Annotated in this window: 15 protein-coding genes; 3 read left to right on the forward strand and 12 right to left on the reverse strand. The window is 30.6% G+C overall.

Translation table 11 applies throughout. The features are described 5' to 3' along the window. Positions 1–238 precede the first annotated feature (238 nt). The 4 genes from OIU80_RS12415 to OIU80_RS12430 all read right to left on the reverse strand — a co-directional run bounded on the left by OIU80_RS12415 (position 239) and on the right by OIU80_RS12430 (position 2,992). Complete coding sequence (locus OIU80_RS12415; RefSeq protein ID WP_264287324.1) at positions 239–1,258, reverse strand: TQO small subunit DoxD; 1,020 nt, start codon at positions 1,256–1,258, stop codon at positions 239–241. Between the two features lie 55 nt (positions 1,259–1,313). Beyond that, positions 1,314–1,694 carry a hypothetical protein gene (locus OIU80_RS12420; protein WP_264287325.1) on the reverse strand — a complete coding sequence of 127 codons (381 nt, stop codon included), beginning with the start codon at positions 1,692–1,694 and terminating at the stop codon, positions 1,314–1,316. Between the two features lie 140 nt (positions 1,695–1,834). Beyond that, positions 1,835–2,383 (reverse strand): DUF2199 domain-containing protein, encoded by a 549-nt coding sequence (locus OIU80_RS12425; RefSeq protein ID WP_264287326.1) that lies wholly within the window; start codon positions 2,381–2,383, stop codon positions 1,835–1,837. A gap of 105 nt (positions 2,384–2,488) precedes the next feature. Then, positions 2,489–2,992, reverse strand: coding sequence for a hypothetical protein (locus OIU80_RS12430; RefSeq protein WP_264287327.1), 504 nt, complete (start codon positions 2,990–2,992; stop codon positions 2,489–2,491). 328 nt (positions 2,993–3,320) lie between these two features. Here OIU80_RS12430 and OIU80_RS12435 point away from each other — a divergent pair, with 328 nt between their 5' ends. After that, positions 3,321–4,079, forward strand: a complete 759-nt coding sequence (locus OIU80_RS12435) for a phosphatase PAP2 family protein (RefSeq protein WP_264287328.1) — start codon at positions 3,321–3,323, stop codon at positions 4,077–4,079. Between the two features lie 401 nt (positions 4,080–4,480). On the opposite strand, the gene OIU80_RS12440 is transcribed toward OIU80_RS12435, so the two are convergent. The 8 genes from OIU80_RS12440 to OIU80_RS12475 all read right to left on the reverse strand — a co-directional run bounded on the left by OIU80_RS12440 (position 4,481) and on the right by OIU80_RS12475 (position 12,874). After that, the gene (locus OIU80_RS12440) at positions 4,481–5,278 is read right to left on the reverse strand and encodes a helix-turn-helix domain-containing protein (protein ID WP_264287329.1); all 798 of its coding nucleotides are present in this window, start codon (positions 5,276–5,278) and stop codon (positions 4,481–4,483) included. 187 nt (positions 5,279–5,465) lie between these two features. Beyond that, positions 5,466–6,347, reverse strand: coding sequence for a diacylglycerol/lipid kinase family protein (locus OIU80_RS12445; RefSeq protein ID WP_264287330.1), 882 nt, complete (start codon positions 6,345–6,347; stop codon positions 5,466–5,468). A gap of 66 nt (positions 6,348–6,413) precedes the next feature. Beyond that, positions 6,414–7,184 (reverse strand): COG4705 family protein, encoded by a 771-nt coding sequence (locus tag OIU80_RS12450; RefSeq protein ID WP_264287331.1) that lies wholly within the window; start codon positions 7,182–7,184, stop codon positions 6,414–6,416. A 10-nt stretch (positions 7,185–7,194) separates the two neighbouring features. Beyond that, positions 7,195–9,609: a TonB-dependent receptor family protein gene (locus OIU80_RS12455; protein WP_264287332.1), complete on the reverse strand. Its 2,415-nt coding sequence runs from the start codon at positions 9,607–9,609 to the stop codon at positions 7,195–7,197. A gap of 170 nt (positions 9,610–9,779) precedes the next feature. After that, the gene (locus tag OIU80_RS12460; protein ID WP_264287333.1) at positions 9,780–10,208 is read right to left on the reverse strand and encodes a PepSY-like domain-containing protein; all 429 of its coding nucleotides are present in this window, start codon (positions 10,206–10,208) and stop codon (positions 9,780–9,782) included. Positions 10,209–10,278: 70 nt separating this feature from the next. Further along, positions 10,279–11,541 carry a sensor histidine kinase gene (porY, locus tag OIU80_RS12465; RefSeq protein ID WP_264287334.1) on the reverse strand — a complete coding sequence of 421 codons (1,263 nt, stop codon included), beginning with the start codon at positions 11,539–11,541 and terminating at the stop codon, positions 10,279–10,281. After that, positions 11,534–12,211: a response regulator transcription factor gene (locus OIU80_RS12470; protein WP_264287335.1), complete on the reverse strand. Its 678-nt coding sequence runs from the start codon at positions 12,209–12,211 to the stop codon at positions 11,534–11,536. The genes porY and OIU80_RS12470 overlap by 8 nt, the downstream gene beginning before the upstream one ends. A 123-nt stretch (positions 12,212–12,334) precedes the next feature. Continuing rightward, positions 12,335–12,874, reverse strand: coding sequence for a hypothetical protein (locus tag OIU80_RS12475; protein ID WP_264287336.1), 540 nt, complete (start codon positions 12,872–12,874; stop codon positions 12,335–12,337). A 308-nt stretch (positions 12,875–13,182) separates the two neighbouring features. Here OIU80_RS12475 and OIU80_RS12480 point away from each other — a divergent pair, with 308 nt between their 5' ends. Both OIU80_RS12480 and OIU80_RS12485 read left to right on the forward strand, forming a co-directional pair. Further along, positions 13,183–14,829, forward strand: a complete 1,647-nt coding sequence (locus OIU80_RS12480; protein ID WP_264287337.1) for a DUF6377 domain-containing protein — start codon at positions 13,183–13,185, stop codon at positions 14,827–14,829. Positions 14,830–15,048: 219 nt separating this feature from the next. Then, complete coding sequence (locus OIU80_RS12485; RefSeq protein ID WP_264287338.1) at positions 15,049–17,265, forward strand: glycoside hydrolase family 3 C-terminal domain-containing protein; 2,217 nt, start codon at positions 15,049–15,051, stop codon at positions 17,263–17,265. The last annotated feature ends 99 nt before the right edge of the window (positions 17,266–17,364 follow it).

The following is a 17,364-nucleotide window of genomic DNA, read 5'->3' on the forward strand; positions in this document are numbered from 1 at the left end:
CTTTCACATAGCTAGGCTCTGTGTTTTTCAATAAGTGAAACGTCTTTTTTTAGAGTAAAAATCTATGTTTCTATGCGTTAAATTAATTATACCCAATGGGTTTATAATAGTTATTTCTGAAATCGATACCTATACTTCTAAATTAATTAAAGCTTGGCAAAATAGAAATAATGTATTTTTTATTGAACGAAAATACAAATAAGCTTCTATCTCGCCAAACCTTAAATTATTTTATAGATTAGTTTGCCACTTTACTTGTCCATTCAGTTCCACTAATATCGGTAAGCGTTAAAGTATAATTGGTGTTTTTTTGCAGATGATAATTCGTTAAATCAATATTCAGAATTGCTTTTGCGCCAAGCGGAATTATCAAACTGTGTTTACCTGGTTTTACTTTTGTTACATATTTATTGGCGATATCGGCTTTTGGGAATTTAGCCAAATCTTCCCCTTTTAAATCGAAGATAATTTCTCCTTGTTCATTCTTTAGCTGAATTCCAATTAAAAACGAACCATAAACATCAACACCTTCTGTACGATATATTTGGAATTGTAAGGCATCATTTTTTATTGTTGCGTCGCTAATTTCTACTTTAGGTTTTACCGATTTGTTATGCAATTTTCCGAATACGCCACCATGAAAATATTGATTAGTATATAAAGTAAGGGATAATATTAGTAATGATCCAACTAGAACAATAGGTTTAAGATTGGGAATAGTAAGGGGACCTGAACCTAGCCATGAGAACCATTTTGTTTTAGTGAAAGCATAATTTTTGTTCATGAAATAATTGTCTAGAGAATATGAACCGCTTCCGCTTAAAAAGAGAGTAAATCCACAAGCAATTCCTAAAACTCCAATTTGCCATTCGTCTAAGCAAGTAGTTCCAATCCAGCCAGAACCTAATAAAATTCCCATGGCTAAACTAAATACTCCAAAGCTCATTAATCGGGTAAAGAATCCAAGCATGATAAGTAAACCTACAATAGCTTCGACAATGGTAAAACTAACCATTGACCACCAAAGTGCTTCGGGATTTGTAACTAAATATTCGATTATAGGCTTAATTCCCAATGCATTTGGCAGAAAATGATTGAATTTTTCGCCAATATATCCTGCTTCATCTTGAATTAATTTGTTCTCGAGAATAAGTCTTCTCCAAAAAGCTGAAAAGTATGTCCAGCCAATAACAAGCCTAATAGAAAGCGTAAAAAGACCAGCCAAGTTGTATGACTGATTCGTATGAATGTTTTTCATAAGTGTATATTTTAATTTTAAAAAACGATAATAAATAAAATGCGATTGTTCTGGATTATGCCAAATCGGATTTTAATCGTTTGTATAAAATATACAAAGGGGGAGTGTTTACAGCGGTTACATTTACATAAATATGTTTTTTATGTAATGCTGTTGCTAATAAAATTTGATTTTGAGAAACAGAAACGGGTAAAACAGGAATTTGTTTATTGAGTTTCTGAACGTTATTTTCTGACTGATTAACGTTTGATTCTTCTACTTCGCAATAAGAAACTCCTGTTGGGGTAGTTTGGTTCTTATTAAGCGTCTGGAAGTACTCTATATCAAAAACAGAGAACAAAGAACTCTTTACCGAACACGGAGCCAACGCAAACACCACAGCAAGTAGTATCACGACAAGTCGCATGTTTTTAGGATAGGTTCGTTTGTTTTTCATATTTTTCAAAGATATACTTTTGTTTTGCTTTTCTGTTATGCGTATGGAAAGAATTTGTTGAATTGTATATGGACTAGACCTAACAGGTTTTTAAAACCTGTTAGGTCTGTGCTGAAAATAAAAAGTTCTATAATTAAATTTTATAGATTATGTGATTCTCTCAATATGTTCTCAACCATTTCGATTGCTCTTTCGTAGGTTATTCCGTTTTCCTGATCGATTGTTAGTTGATGATTTTCTTCGATGCATTTAATTTCAGGGATAAATCCGATTCCTTGCTCAATAGCAATTGTTTTTAAACTTAGAGTTTCACCATAATTAGGAACCATGGTTTGCAACCAACCAAAATAAGGTTCTTGTTTGGTACGGTCTTGGTCTTCCCACAAATTTATTCTGGTTTCAAAATTTTCAGGACTAATAGACGTCCAAATATCAAAAGCAAAGTCTTCATGGTGATTAATAATTGGAATTGTCAATCGACCACGATGAAAAAAATATTTATCATCGATAACACATAAACTTTCTTCGAGTTGAATTCTTTCTTCTCTTTCTTCGGGAGGAACAGAAAAATAATATGCTGGATAATCAGAACCAAAACAAAGCGGGAGGTTATTGTAAATTATATCACAACAATTGCATTTGTAGGCTGTTTTGTTTGTTTCGGGATTTAAAAAAGGAATTAATTTCAATTTGTATGCAATTAGGTTTTGTTATTGATTGAGTTGAGATTCTAGTCTAGCGAAGATATTAATTTAATAGAAATCATACTTAAGGTTTGAATGGAAAGATATATGTTATTCTTTTTTTGTAGCTATTAATCCAAAGACCAATGCTATAATTAGCAAAACAGTAATTAGAGCTATTTCTTTCCAAGCTGATTTTTCGCAAGAATTATGCCCTTTTAATGTCATAAAATTCAAACCATTTTGATTTTTTTTAAATTCAAATACCTCCTTTTCATTTCTTAATTTTTCATAAAAGGAATTTTGTTTTTTTACCTTAAATATTACAGAATCGTAAGCAACTGAGTTTAGAATATCTTTTTTATCAATCAAGCTTAAATTTTCTAAACCGCATCCTTTTATATAGTAGGAATAAGAGTCTTCGATTACTTTAAAACTAATCTCAGGAATATTATCACCTGTAGATTCAGAATAAGTTGGTTTTTCTAGAAATTGGGCTTTTATCTCTACGAGGTCTTTTGCATTGATTTTATTAGAATTGAAGCATATGTAAATAGCATAAATGATATTAATTAAAATTATAAACGTTATCCACTCTTTTTTTTGTTTCCTCATTTAGTTTTTGTTCTTAAAGGAATTACAGTATTTATACTTCTGATTAACCAAATGCTATCTTCTTTCATTTAAATAAATTTCATGCAATAGTTGTTATATGATTTAGGACTTAGCGAAGATATTAATTAAAAAGATAGGAGGGTTTGTTCAAAATGCAGAATTTATTCAAAATTGGATATGAAATTTGTAGTACAATACAACATTGGTATTGATCAATATTTAGCATTAAATTTATAAAACCCAAAACATTTTAAATAGTTGTTATGAAGAAAAATTACGCTTGTTTATTTACTCACTGGTGTATTGTTTATTTATAATCTTAAAAAAAATGCTAAAAATCATTCTATTTTCATTGTTGAGCGTTATGACTCTTAAAGCTCAGAATACTGTAAAAGATACTGTAACTGTGAAAAATGATACGGTACAGAATTTGAAATTCAATTACAAACAGCTCATTATTCCGGGTGTTTTAATTGGCTATGGACTTATAGGTCTTGAAAGTGATCAGTTAAAAGGTTTTAATTCACAAATTCATAACGAAGTAAAAGAAGATATAGATAAAAGGATTACCATTGACGATTTTTCGCAATATGCTCCAGCAGTTTCTGTTTATGCTTTGAATGGGTTGGGGGTTCAGGGTAAGAATACTTTAAAAGACAGAACAATAATATTAGGTACGTCTTATGTAATTATGACAGCTACAATATTAGCCCTTAAATCTATTACCAAAGTCGAAAGACCAGATGGGAGCTCTAATAATTCATTTCCTTCAGGACATACAGCAACAGCTTTTGCAGGAGCAGAATTTTTGTACCAGGAGTATAAGGATAAATCGATATGGTATGGTATTGCAGGTTATGCTATTGCCACGGGAACAGGAGTGTTTAGGATGGTTAATGACAGACACTGGCTTACCGATGTTGCAGCAGGAGCAGGAATAGGAATAATGAGTACAAAAATCGCTTATTGGGTTAGTCCTTATGTAACTAAGAAGATTTTTGGAGAGAAAGAAAAAAATGTTTCTTCGGTAATAACTCCTTTTTATAATGGCAAACAAATCGGATTTGGTTTTGCAATGACATTTTAGAATATCTGTTTTAAACCATATAATTGATTTAAGAAAATATAAGTTTTATATGCAAGCTTTAAATGAACTTAGATGACTTATATGGTTGACTATTTTGCTTTACTAAGTTTAATTGGATTCCTCTATAAAATAATAATGCAAAAATAGCGCGGTTCTATTTTTGCATTTTTTCAATCTACTGGTTTTCTGGTCTATTATGAGGTTAAATTTGTATGTGTGTTTTTGGAAATAACCTGATTTAAATGAATTTTTTTCTTTTTAAAACAGATTTAAGATAATTCTGAACAAGAACGTAATTAATGTTACAAGCATACTGGTTGTTATTATAAAAGATGAGAATTATCTAACAAAAATATCTAGTTGGATTTATCTAAAATTGTAAAAATGTAACCTTAGAGTAATTATATATACAACCAATTAATAATTCCATCTTCATGAGAGGTTATTTTATTGAAGAAAGTTTTTGGAGTAAAACCTGTTATCGATTTAAAATCTTTGATAAGATGTGATTGGTCAAAGAAATCAAGCTGATAGGTAATATCAGAAAAATTATTCTTCGTGCGGTCATTTATTTGTTGGTGCATTGCTTGGCGAAATCTAATGATTTTTCGGAGTTCAGATGGTGTTTTTCCAATATGTATTTCAAAATGCTTACACAATGTTTTACGGCTTATTTTATATTTATCGGCAAGGTTCTTAATTGTATAATTACCTTCTGTTTGTTGCATATCTGTAAGTATTGAACCCAGAAAAGGGTGACTGAATCCTTTGAATTTACTGATGAGGTACTGTTCTAATTTTTTTATTTTATCTTCTCCCAAAGTAGTATTCATGATTTCCGACATGGATGCAGTAAAATCATTAAAGGGATTAAAATAAGAGAAAGATTTTCCGTTATAAAAGTTTAGGTTGTTTTCTAAAAAAGCATTTATTCCTAATGGTTTAAAGCTAATGGTTATTTCATGAATATACCCCGGAATATTAATTTCGATAGGTTTTGTATAACCACATATTAAGGTAGCTAGTAAGGGATTATTGGTGTTTTTTTCGACTGTTAGCTTGTTGTTTTCAAATATGAACTCAGGATATTGATTAATAGAAACAATAGAATTTACATAAGGGAAAGTATAGTAACGTACGTTTTGAGAATCAGGAGATTTTTTGAGAATATAAAAATAATCGATATAATTTTTTAACAATTTATTTTGGGGAACAAAAAGTTTTAGATCCATAAATACAATAAAATAATAGTTGTTTTTAAATCGATTTGGGCTTCAAATATAGTCAAAAAACCTATGTAAGTTATTTTATATAAATGGATAAAAAATAAAAGCCTCATTAATTGAGGCTTTTGGTAAGAATAGTAAATATGCTACGATTTTTTCTCTAGTCTGTAATAACGGTTAGCCCGTTTTTAATAATCGATATGTTTATTTTATTTGTATTCAGTAGATGTGATTCTCCATCTATTTGAGCATCGAGTTGTGTAGCATCTGGAATTTCGATATCAAGATTTTTAATCAATGCGTGTTCTGCTTTTTTAAATTTTTCAACAGTATTGCGCAATACGTGATAACCTAATGTCATTTTTTTGATAAATGATAATTTAGGCACTACAATCAAATCTAACCAGCCATCATTTAGACTAGCTTTGGGTGTTAAGCTCATATTGTAACCCATTTCATTAGAATTTGAAATGAATAATAAGAATGGATTTGCGTTTACCTTTTTGTCATTATAAGACAATATAGTATTACGTGTTTTAAATTCAAGACTAGAAGATAAAGCTGCTTTAACATAAGCAATAAGCGTACGTTGTCCTGAGTGTTCGTATTTTTTTATGATTAATGCATCAATTCCAATTCCGGTATTGCTAAAGAAATAATGCTCATTTATTTTACCCACATCTATGGTAGATACTGTTCCTTTTCGGATAATTTCGATTGCCTTTTCAAAATTTCTAGGGATATTTAGATTTGACGCTAAACCATTTCCAGATCCAACAGGAATAATTCCTAGTTTTATAGAAGTACCAATAAGACAAGAAGCAACTTCGTTTATAGTACCGTCACCTCCACAGGCTACAATATAATCAGGGGTATTAGCAACAGCCGCCTTGGTTAATTCGATGGCGTGTTTTTTATGTTTTGTATAATCAACAACTGTTTTAAATTGATTATTTGGGAAATAATTCTGAATGAATGATGCAGATATGTTGTGTTTTCCATTGCCCGAAATAGGGTTTACTATAAAATGGATATATGTCATTATTTTTTTAAATTTTTTTTGTAAAGATACAGTTTGCAATCTAATATTTTTTATGAATAAAATAGCTTAAAATTTTAAATCAGATTCTGAAGTTTCAATTGTATTTATTTTGTGTTTTGATTTTTTAAAAATAGAATAAAATATTAAGCTAGAAAGAATAATAAAAAGGAGTAAAGACGAACCAATTGTACCTAAATTTAAACCTCCTTTTTCAACGGGTTTCGTAAGTAAATCTCCAAATGTAGCCCCAAATGGGCGAGTGAGGATAAAAGCCAACCAAAACAATGCAATATGTGAGACTTTAAGAAAATAATACGCCAGAGCTATTATTAAGAGTAAGGTTGCTATTAAAATAGCACCGCCAAGAAAACCTAGTCCAGTATTATCAGCAATGAAATCACCTAAAGCTGTTCCTAGGGTATTTGAAAATAAGATTGCTGTCCAGTAAAATATTTCTCCGCGAAAACTATTTATAGTTGTAACATTTAAAGAGTTTTCGGTTTTTTTCCAAAGAAAAAGAATGGCTAACAAGAGTATAATTAATATTGCAGATCCTTTGGCATAACCTAAACCAAGAGTACGATCCATAAAATCAGAAATAGTTGTTCCAGCTGTACTTGTTGCTAATATTACTGCCCAATAAAGTGGCGGAATATACTTTTTGGAAATTAATTGTCCTAAAAGAACAGTCATAAATATAAATAAAAGAATGACTGAACTAAATCCATAGCCTATATTTAGTGTCATAGACATTAAATCGCCTGCAGTTTCTCCTAATGTTGTAGCACAAATTTTCATAATCCAAAATGCGATAGTGATTTCGGGTAATTTTTTCATTTGTTATTTATTAAAATTTATAGCTGTATCCAAATCGAACAACTTGTGTTTCGTAGTAATCTTTGCTATTGTAGCTAAAACCATTACCTTGTATTTCTTTCTTAATTACAAGTGTATTCAGGATATCAGTTGCATTAAGAAATAGTTCACCTTTTCCTTTTTGTATTAATTTTTTAGCTCCTAAATCTATTGAGAATCGAGCGTTTATTCTTCCCTGAGGTATAACATCAGGTGCGAGATATACTGCTGATAATTGACCATTAACAGTTTTATTAAATTGAAAAATATTATTCCATTTTACATTTCCAGAAACAATTTGTTGCTTTTCGCCAAAGTAGGTTGTTGGTACAGGATACAAATTTGTTACCGTAAATGCATCTATTTTATTCTGATAGGCGTTTCCGTTTAAATTAAAAGTATACCATGAATTAACTTCCTTAGAATATACCATTTCTATACCAGTAGAAGAACTTTTATCTGCATTCTGAAAAACATTATAAATAAGATTACTGTTTGGAGCTGTTGTCGCAATACGGCTAATGGTACCATTTACAAAACGGTGATACAGTGAGGTAAATAGATACCCTTTGCCAATAGTTGCTTTATAACCAAGTTCAAATGCAGTGGTGAATTGAGGTTTAAGTGCAGGATTACCAACTTTTATAATTTCGGCATCATCATATTTTGGAAAAATCCGAATATCTACTTCACTTGGTCTGTCGACTCTACGATTATAAAAAGCAGTCAATTTATTTTTGTCATTAATTTTATATCCAAATCGAATGCTAGGGAAGGGCTGAGTATAATCATAACCATCACTTTTGTATGTAGGATGATTAGGATTTACATCGTATTGCAAATTCACATATTCTACGCGAAGACCAACTTCTGCTTCGATTTTGTTGTTTTCAAATATATAGTTCCCGTACACTGCAGGAATGATTTCTTTGTAAGTTGCCCAGCCACCAGCGTTAGGATCTAAAGGAGAATTTATGCCTGGGGAAAATTGCATATTTGTTGGGATTTCTCTATTTCTAAATTTTAATCCAGTTTCGAAACGGCCGTATTTTAAAGGCTGAATATAATCGACATTTATATCGATAACTTTTTCATCAGAAAGTAGTTTAAAAGAATCTTTTCCTGTAAAAGTGGGCATGATATTATCAAAGAAATATTTCTCGTCTTCTCTATGGTAGGTATAATTAATTCCAGCATTTAATTTATGCCCAGCTTCTTTAAATTTATGTTGGTAAGATGCCGATAGCATTGCGGTTGTTTTTAGTTCATCCTCTAGAAATTGCCATAAGCGTAAACGTTGTGAATAATCCTTATTAAAGAAAGGCTGATCTCCATTATCGATAATTTTTTCGCTTCCAAACATACCAGAGATAGCAAATGTATTTTGCTCATTGTAATTCCAATCTACACCTGTTTTAATAGTTGTAAAATGAGTATCACGATTTCTTTTGGTTTGCTGGTTTATAATGGTGCCATCATCATAAGTTCGAGTAACAAACTCATTTTTATTAAGTGTTTCAGTATATAAGTAATCAGCTTGTAAATAGGTGTTTATTTTGTTCTTGCGGTAATTCAGCGAAAGCGAAGGATTTATTTTAGGAGTAACTTCGTATTGAGGTCGTATCGTAGGTAAATTGGTTTTACGTTGCCACAAAGCACCGTATCCAGATGCTATGCCTATTTTTCCGTTAAATCCTTCTTGTTTGTTTTTTTTATAAATAATATTAATGATTCCTGCATTACCATTAGCATCAAATTTAGCCGAAGGATTGTTTATAATTTCTATTTTTTCAATTGCCGATGCAGGAATATTATCCAAGCCCGATTGATTTCCGAAACCAGTTAGTGCAGTTTGTTTTCCGTCAATAAGAACCATTACTTTATCATTACCTCGCAATTGTACTTTTCCGTCTTGAACTGTAACGCCGGGGAGGCTTTGCATAGATTGTAAAACCGAACCACCACTTTGAGTAATATTATCGGCTACAGAAAAGACTTTTTTATCCATTTTGGCACTTATTTCATCTGTTTTAGAAGCTGTTATTATTACCTCATTTAGCGTATTAATATCTTCTTCAATTGTTAGGGTCGATAAGTCTAAAAAGTCTGATAATGTACCTACAAATAACGGCTGTGTTTTGGTTTTATATCCTACGAAACTAATTTCCAGTATATAATTTCCAGAGTTAATGTTCGAAAATGTAAAACGTCCTTCATCGTTACTAACTACTCCTGCTACAAATGCTTGATTTTTGGATGATTTTAAAATAATATTGACATAAGGAATTGATGTTTTTAAACTCTTATCCTTTATGATTCCCGAAATTGTGACTAATTTATTTTGTGCTGTTGTCTTTGAAACTATTAATAGAGCCAAAGTAAGCAACAACATTATGTTTGCTTTCATATTATTTAGAGGTTTGCTTGCCAAAGAAAATAGGCAAAAAGATTCCTGTGCTAATTATAGGGTATTGCCCTACATAGCATTTATAAATTCAGTTATTAAAAATGTATTTAGATTAAATGTATCAGTACTAGTGATTTTGATACATTTTTTAGACGAAAGTCATAATTAGTTTATTTGGATATTTCTTTTACAAAATTTCCTTTATGATCGAATATTAAATCTTTTTTATAGATTTCTACCTCAAAGAAAACTTTGCCGTTTACATCAGTAATTTTGGCAACTTCTTTGATTTTTTTACGACGATAGTTAACTTTAACGTATGGCAAAATACTATTTGGTAATTGATCTTTTGTTATTTTAATTTCAGTCTGAATGAGATTACCTGAGCTATCCAGTAAAGCAAATTGTGGTTTTTTATCATAGGTAAATGCTACCTCGTAGTTGTCATTTTCTTTTTCCCATTTAGCATTAGTAGCATCTGGAAATTTTATTAAAAAGGTCGATTTTACAATTCCAGGAACATCTTTTTGGTTTAAATCCTGAGCCATTGCAAAAGCTGAAATTAATATTGCGAATAGTGATATTATTGATGTTCTCATGTGTTTTTAATTTTTATTGATAAATCTACAGTTCAAAATTAGAATAGAATTCTGTAGGAAGTTTGAATTTTTAGAATTTAACGGTAAAACAGTGTAAATTATTTTCAAAAGCATAGTCTATTTTCCAATGACTTATTTCGGTAATTTTTTTTATAATTGCCATTCCCAAGCCGTTTCCTTGCGAAGATGGATTTACTTTAGAAAAACGATTAAATAATTTGTCTACAATCAATGATGTTTCCTGACCAGTATTTAAAAACGTAATAGATTCACTAGTAATTATAATACTGATTTCTCCATTTTTTATATTGTGTCTAATAGCATTAAGAAACAAATTATTAATAAGAACTTCTGTTAATGAAGGATTGCCTTTTATTTTTAGTTTTTCGGTATATTCTATAACAATGTTGAGGTTTTTAGCCTTTGCCTGCTCAGTAAAAAAATCAAGATGTTTTTTTAAATATTCATTTATAACAATGGGCTGTTTGTCTAGATAATTTTCATTTTCAATTTTAGACAATAGCAAAAGGTTCTTGTTTAATCTATTTAATCGGGAAACATCTTTATTTAAGGAGCTTAAAACTTCTGATTGTTCTTTAGTTACATCAAGCTGAAAAAGAGTATCAATTTTTGTTTGAAAAAGTGCTAATGGGGTTTGTAATTCATGTGCTGCGTTTTCTACAAATTCTCTTTGATTGTTATAAATGTCGGTGTTTTTTTCGATAAGGCGATCCAAACTTTTGTTAAGTCTGTTAAACTCTTCAACATCGGTATGCATAAAGTTAGGCTTCTTATTTTTATCTATCTCAAATCCCTGAATTTGATTTAGCGTATCATAAAAAGGAGCCCAAAGTTTTTTTGATAAAACTTTAGTGATTAGTAATATACCTAAAAGTAAAATGATGATTACCACTAAAAATAACAACGCAATACTTATAATTAAATCTTCTTTTTCTATAAGATTAATTCTGCCTACATACGTATAGGGTTGCCCTTTTATTACTATTGGAGAATTGAGCTCTCTGTAAGGTTCATTCTCGTTTTCAAGTTCATCAAAATAGATTTTATCAAAAATAGTGTCTTTACTAACAATATGAGACGGAACAATCTGAACATTTCGATTGTATTTATTCCATAATGAAATATCGTTGCTGTTTATTTTAGGTAATTCTTCTTTTAAGAATTCATCTCTGTGTAAAGAGAGTGTTTCATCAGTTTCCTCAATATATAATCGTTCTGTGATATAATAAAAAGCAGGAACCGATATCAGTAGTATTAAAACTGAAAATAACAAAAAGCTGGCTGTTGTTTTATTTAAAAGTTTTTTATTCATTATCCCATTTGTATCCTAAACCATAAATAGTTTTTATATAATCGCCACTTTTTGCATGGTTTAGTTTCTTTTTTAAGTTTTTTATATGCGCATAAACGAAATCATGATTATCGAGCATATCAGCCATATCTCCCGAAAGATGTTCGGCAATAGCGCCTTTGGAGAGAACTTTGTTTTCATTGCCTATTAAAAACAATAATAAATCTATTTCTTTTTTTGTGATGTCTAGTTTTGTATTGTTTACAGTGACTGTTTTAGATAAGATATCGATAACAATTTCATTAAAGATAACACAATTGTTTCCTTTAAAATTTTTACGTCGTATAAGGGCTTGGATTCGTACTAATAATTCAGATAAATGAAATGGCTTTGTTAAATAATCATCGGCACCCAGATTAAAACCTTCGATTCGGGTATCTAATGTTTCTTTGGCAGAAATAATAATAACGCCTTCGGTTTTATTTCTTTTTTTTAATTCTTTTAATATATCAAATCCATCACCATCAGGAAGCATTAAGTCTAATAATACACAATCGTAATCATAAGAATTGATTTTGTCAAGAGCATCTTTGTAAGATCCAGAGGTCTCACAATGAATGCCATTGGGCTTAAAATAGCTTTTTATACTTGCAGCTATTTCTAATTCGTCTTCTATTATCAAAATTTTCATACTGCAATTTACTAATTCAATTCTGAATGAAATCTGAATTTTAGAATTTGCTTGATTTTTAAATAATAAAAGAACGCTGCTTATTGCGAAAACTTCAGATCAGAGGTGAATTATAAGGGTGCATTAATATTCTTTAACATCAGCTATTAAAAACGACTTGCCAGAATGAATAACTTTTATATCTCTTTTATAATTTTGTTTAAAGGTAAGATCCCTAATTGTGGTTTCAAAAATATAGGCTTTGTCTTTGGTTACCGATAAAAATTTGCAATTCATGACTTTTATCTTCCCATAATCTTGTGACGGAACAAGAAAACCTCCAGTGCCAACATATTTAGTATTAAATTGATTATGCCATTTCTTTTTAAAAGTTTCTTCTGTAAGACCATCATCATATTCCATATTTATGGCGTCACTTTTATACTCAGCATAGGTTTTGGTTGTCATATCACTCATTTTGTAAGTGTCTTTGTTAAAATTGGTCTCAATAGTTTTAACTAACCATTTTTTTGCATTTTCCTGATCTTGATTTTCTGTCTTTAGTTCAGTATTTGTTTTAGAAGTAGAAATTAATCCTTTATTAGATTGGGCGTTTCCATCTTGAACTACTGTCAAACCTGATAATAAAGTGAACGCAAGTGCTAGAGTATTAAATTTGTACATTGTTTTTAATGTTTATTGGAATTGATGATTATTAAAACAAAATTGTAAATTAATAGCATTATTTCCTAAAAATAGCTAATTATATTTTTATTTAATCTATCAAAAGAATAATGATTTTTGATTTAGTTGTTATGAAATATCTTGAAGTGTATTATTATTTAATTTGGTGAAAATCAGATAGTTGTTTGGAATAAATTAGGCATTTAAAAGCGTTTTTTGACCAAAGGTTCTAATTGTATAAAAAATTATTTCTTTTGTTGCACTTTACTATCTTTGGCTATCCTATATTATTAATATTGAAAACGGTTTTGAAAAATACTCTTTTGTTTCTTTTTCTGGTTATTACATGTTATCCTGCTTATGCGGATAACAGAGCCGATTCGGTATTTGTAAAATTAAATTTAGCATTAAAAAACAAGCAGAAATATGTTGAATTAAAAGAAGAGCAAATTGCAAATTTTAAAAAAATAAAATCTACAGATTTATCCGATTATCAAGAGTATAATTATAACAAAAGCTTATATAAGGAATATCAAAAATTTAATTCAGATTCGGCTATTTTATATGTAAGGAAGAATCTGAAGATTGCTAATAAATTACATAATAAAGATTTAGAGGAAACTGCTCAATTGCAATTAGCAAATCTTTACTCCTCATCAGGGAGATACCGCGAGTCTGAAGAGATTTTAAAAAGTATAAATAAAAAGCTATTATCTCCGCAATTACTTCCGGATTATTACGAAGGATATAGTGCGTTTTTCTCGCATTATTCCACAAACAGCTATAATCCGATATATGTAAAGCAAGTTATAAAATATCGAGATTCGCTATTAACGGTACTGAATCCTCAATCGCTAAAGTATAAAATCAATCTGGCTGAAAAGAATATTTCAGAAGGGAAAATCGATAGTACAGAGAAAGATTTAATACAATTGCTAAAAGAAACAAAAGATAACAATCCGCAATATGCTATGATTGCCTATCTTTTAGGAAATATAAATAAAAAGAAAGAAAATCTAGAATTAAAAAAAATATACTTTGCGATATCGGCAACTGCTGATTTAAAAAATTCTATAAAAGACAATGCTTCGATTCAGGAGCTAGCTTTGGTTTATTATCAATTAGGAGATGTAGATACGGCTTATAGATTGACAAAATCTGCCATCGAGGATGCTATTTTTTGCAATGTACAATTCCGTACACTTCAAATGTCCGAAGTATATTCGATTATCAATACTGCTTATTTAGATAAAGAAGCCAAAAGCAAAAGTCAATTGCAATTGTATCTTATATTGATAAGTGTACTTTCTGGTTTCTTGGTTTTGGCAGTAATTTATGTTTATAAGCAAATGAAAAGGGTTTCCAGAATAAAGGAAGAGCTTTTTAAAACAAGCGAAGAGCTGGTAAAATTAAATGCGGATATCAGTAAAACAAATAATCAGCTAAAGGAGAGAAATGCTCAATTGTCTGAATCCAATCATATCAAAGAAGAGTATATAGCTCATTTTTTTAGTCTTTGTTCTACTTATATCAATAAACTCGAAACTTACCGTATTACATTAAACAAAAAAGCGACAGCAAAACAGTTTGATGAATTGTATAAAATTTTAAAATCGACCACTTTGGTTGATAATGAACTCGAAGAGTTATACAAGAATTTTGATACTATTTTTCTAAATCTATATCCTACTTTCGTAAAAGATTTTAATTCATTACTGATTAGCGAAGAACAAATTGTACTTAAACAGGGAGAATTGTTAAACACAGAGTTGCGAATTTTTGCTTTAATACGACTTGGTATTAATGATAGTGTAAAAATTGCAGCTTTCCTTCGTTACTCTTTAAGTACCATTTACAATTACCGCACACGAGCAAGAAATAAGGCCGCTGTTTCTCGTAACGAATTTGAAGAAATGGTTATAAAAATCGGCTTAATTGCAGTTAAAACGCAATAATTAATTTCAATTCCACTACTTTTTTAGTTCTTTATAAAGAGTTAATGTGTTTATTTTTAATGCATTGTGTTTTTATATCGCTACTTTTATATAATAGGGCTTTCCAAGTAAACTATATCGTTTTAGCTTTACAATATAATTACATGGATTTTACTTAAGATTAAGTAAGATTTAAATTTTGTCTTTATATTAAAATAAATTATTAATAAATAAGTAGTTATGTTTAGAAACATTAAAGCAGTTGTTGTTTTGCTCTTATTAGGTTCATTCGGAATGAATGCACAAAATAAAGTACCGGTTTATCTAGATGATAAAAAGCCAATTCAAGAGCGTGTCGAAGATGCACTTGCGCGAATGACATTAGAAGAAAAAATAGCAATGGTACATGCGCAATCAAAGTTTAGTTCTCCTGGTGTACCACGTTTAGGAATTCCTGAATTCTGGATGACAGATGGGCCTCACGGTATTCGTTCAGAAGTTTTATGGGATGAATGGGATCAAGCCGGATGGACAAACGATTCTTGTATTGCTTTTCCAGCACTTACAGCTCTAGCAGCAACTTGGAATAAAGAAATGTCTTCATTATATGGTAAATCAATAGGAGAAGAAGCACGTTACCGCAATAAAACGGTTCTATTAGGACCTGGTGTTAATATTTACAGATCGCCACTTAATGGACGTAACTTTGAATACATGGGAGAAGATCCGTTTTTGGCTTCAAAAATGGTAGTGCCTTACATTAAAGGAGTACAGCAAAACGGTGTAGCAGCTTGTGTAAAACATTTTGCGTTGAACAATCAAGAAACAAACCGTCACACTGTAAATGTAAATGTAGACGACCGTGCATTGTACGAAATATATTTACCAGCATTTAAAGCAGCTGTTCAAGAAGGAGACGCTTGGACTATAATGGGATCTTATAATAAATATAAAGGGCAACCTAACTGCCATAATGAATTTTTGCTAAATGATATTCTTCGTGGAGAATGGGGATTTAAAGGGGCTGTTGTTGCCGATTGGGGTGGTGTAAGTAACACACGTCAAGCAATTACAAATGGCCTAGATATGGAATTTGGAACTTGGACAAATGGTTTGTCTGCAGGAACAAGTAATGCTTATCAAAATTATTATTTAGCAAAACCTTATCTAGATTTAATTAAATCAGGAGAAGTAGGAACTAAAGAATTAGATCAAAAAATACGTAACATACTTCGATTAGCTTTCCTTACTACAATGGATAAAAACAGACCATATGGTTCGTTTGGAACAGAAGAGCATGGCTTAGCTGGTCGCAAAATTGCAGAAGAAGGAATCGTTTTATTGCAGAACAAAAATAATATATTGCCAATTAATCTTAATAAGACTAAGAAAATTGCTGTTATTGGAGAAAATGCGATCAAGATGATGACAGTAGGTGGTGGTAGTTCATCATTAAAAGCAAAATACGAAATTTCGCCATTAGATGGTATAAAGAAAAGAATAGGCACACAAGCAGAAGTTATTTATGCTCGTGGATATGTAGGTGATGCTGAAGGTAATTATAACGGAGTTGCTTCAGGACAAGATTTGTCAGAGAAACGTTCAGCAGAACAATTATTAGCAGAAGCTATAGATGTGGCTAAAAAAGCTGATGTTGTATTGTTTATTGGTGGATTAAACAAAAGTAATTATCAAGATGCCGAAGGAGTAGATCGTTTGAGTTTAGACCTTCCATACAATCAAGATAAAATTGTAACTGAATTGCTTAAAGCAAATAAAAATCTAGTATTTATAAATATCTCAGGAAATGCAGTAGCAATGCCATGGGTAAATGCAGTACCCGGAATTGTACAAGGATGGTTTTTAGGATCAGAAACTGGTACTGCTTTGGCATCAGTTTTAGTTGGAGATACTAACCCTTCAGGAAAACTTCCGTTTACTTTTCCAGTAAAATTAAAAGATAACGGAGCACATGCTTTGGGAGAATTTCCAGGAAAAGAAGAAGTTACCTATAACGAAAGTATTTTTGTAGGATACCGTTGGGCAGATAAGCAAAAAGTAAAACCTTTGTTTAGCTTCGGACACGGATTAAGCTATACAACTTTCCAATACGGAAAAGTTACTGCTGATGCAAAAACGATAACTGCAGCTGATAAAATTACATTTACTGTAAAAGTTAAAAATACAGGAACTAAAGATGGTTCAGAAATAGTTCAGTTATACATCAGTGATTTAAAATCTTCTTTACCACGTCCGATCAAAGAATTGAAAGGATTTGAAAAAGTAAATCTAAAAGCAGGAGAAGAAAAAACAGTTTCAATTACAGTTGATAAAGCAGCTTTAAGCTTTTTCGATCCAGTTAAGCATGACTGGGTTGCAGAACCAGGTGACTTTGAAGCGTTAATTGGAGCTTCTTCGACAGATATTAAAACAAAAGTGAAGTTTGTATTAAAATAATTAAATAAATTTTAAACAGACTTTTATAAAGATGCTTTTGAAGCTTTATAATTAGTGCTTCAATGGTTGGTTAGTTAGTTTGCATAATCCCGATTACCT

Origin of the sequence: Flavobacterium frigoritolerans (genome assembly GCF_025847275.1) — a bacterium.
Lineage (GTDB): Bacteria > Bacteroidota > Bacteroidia > Flavobacteriales > Flavobacteriaceae > Flavobacterium > Flavobacterium frigoritolerans.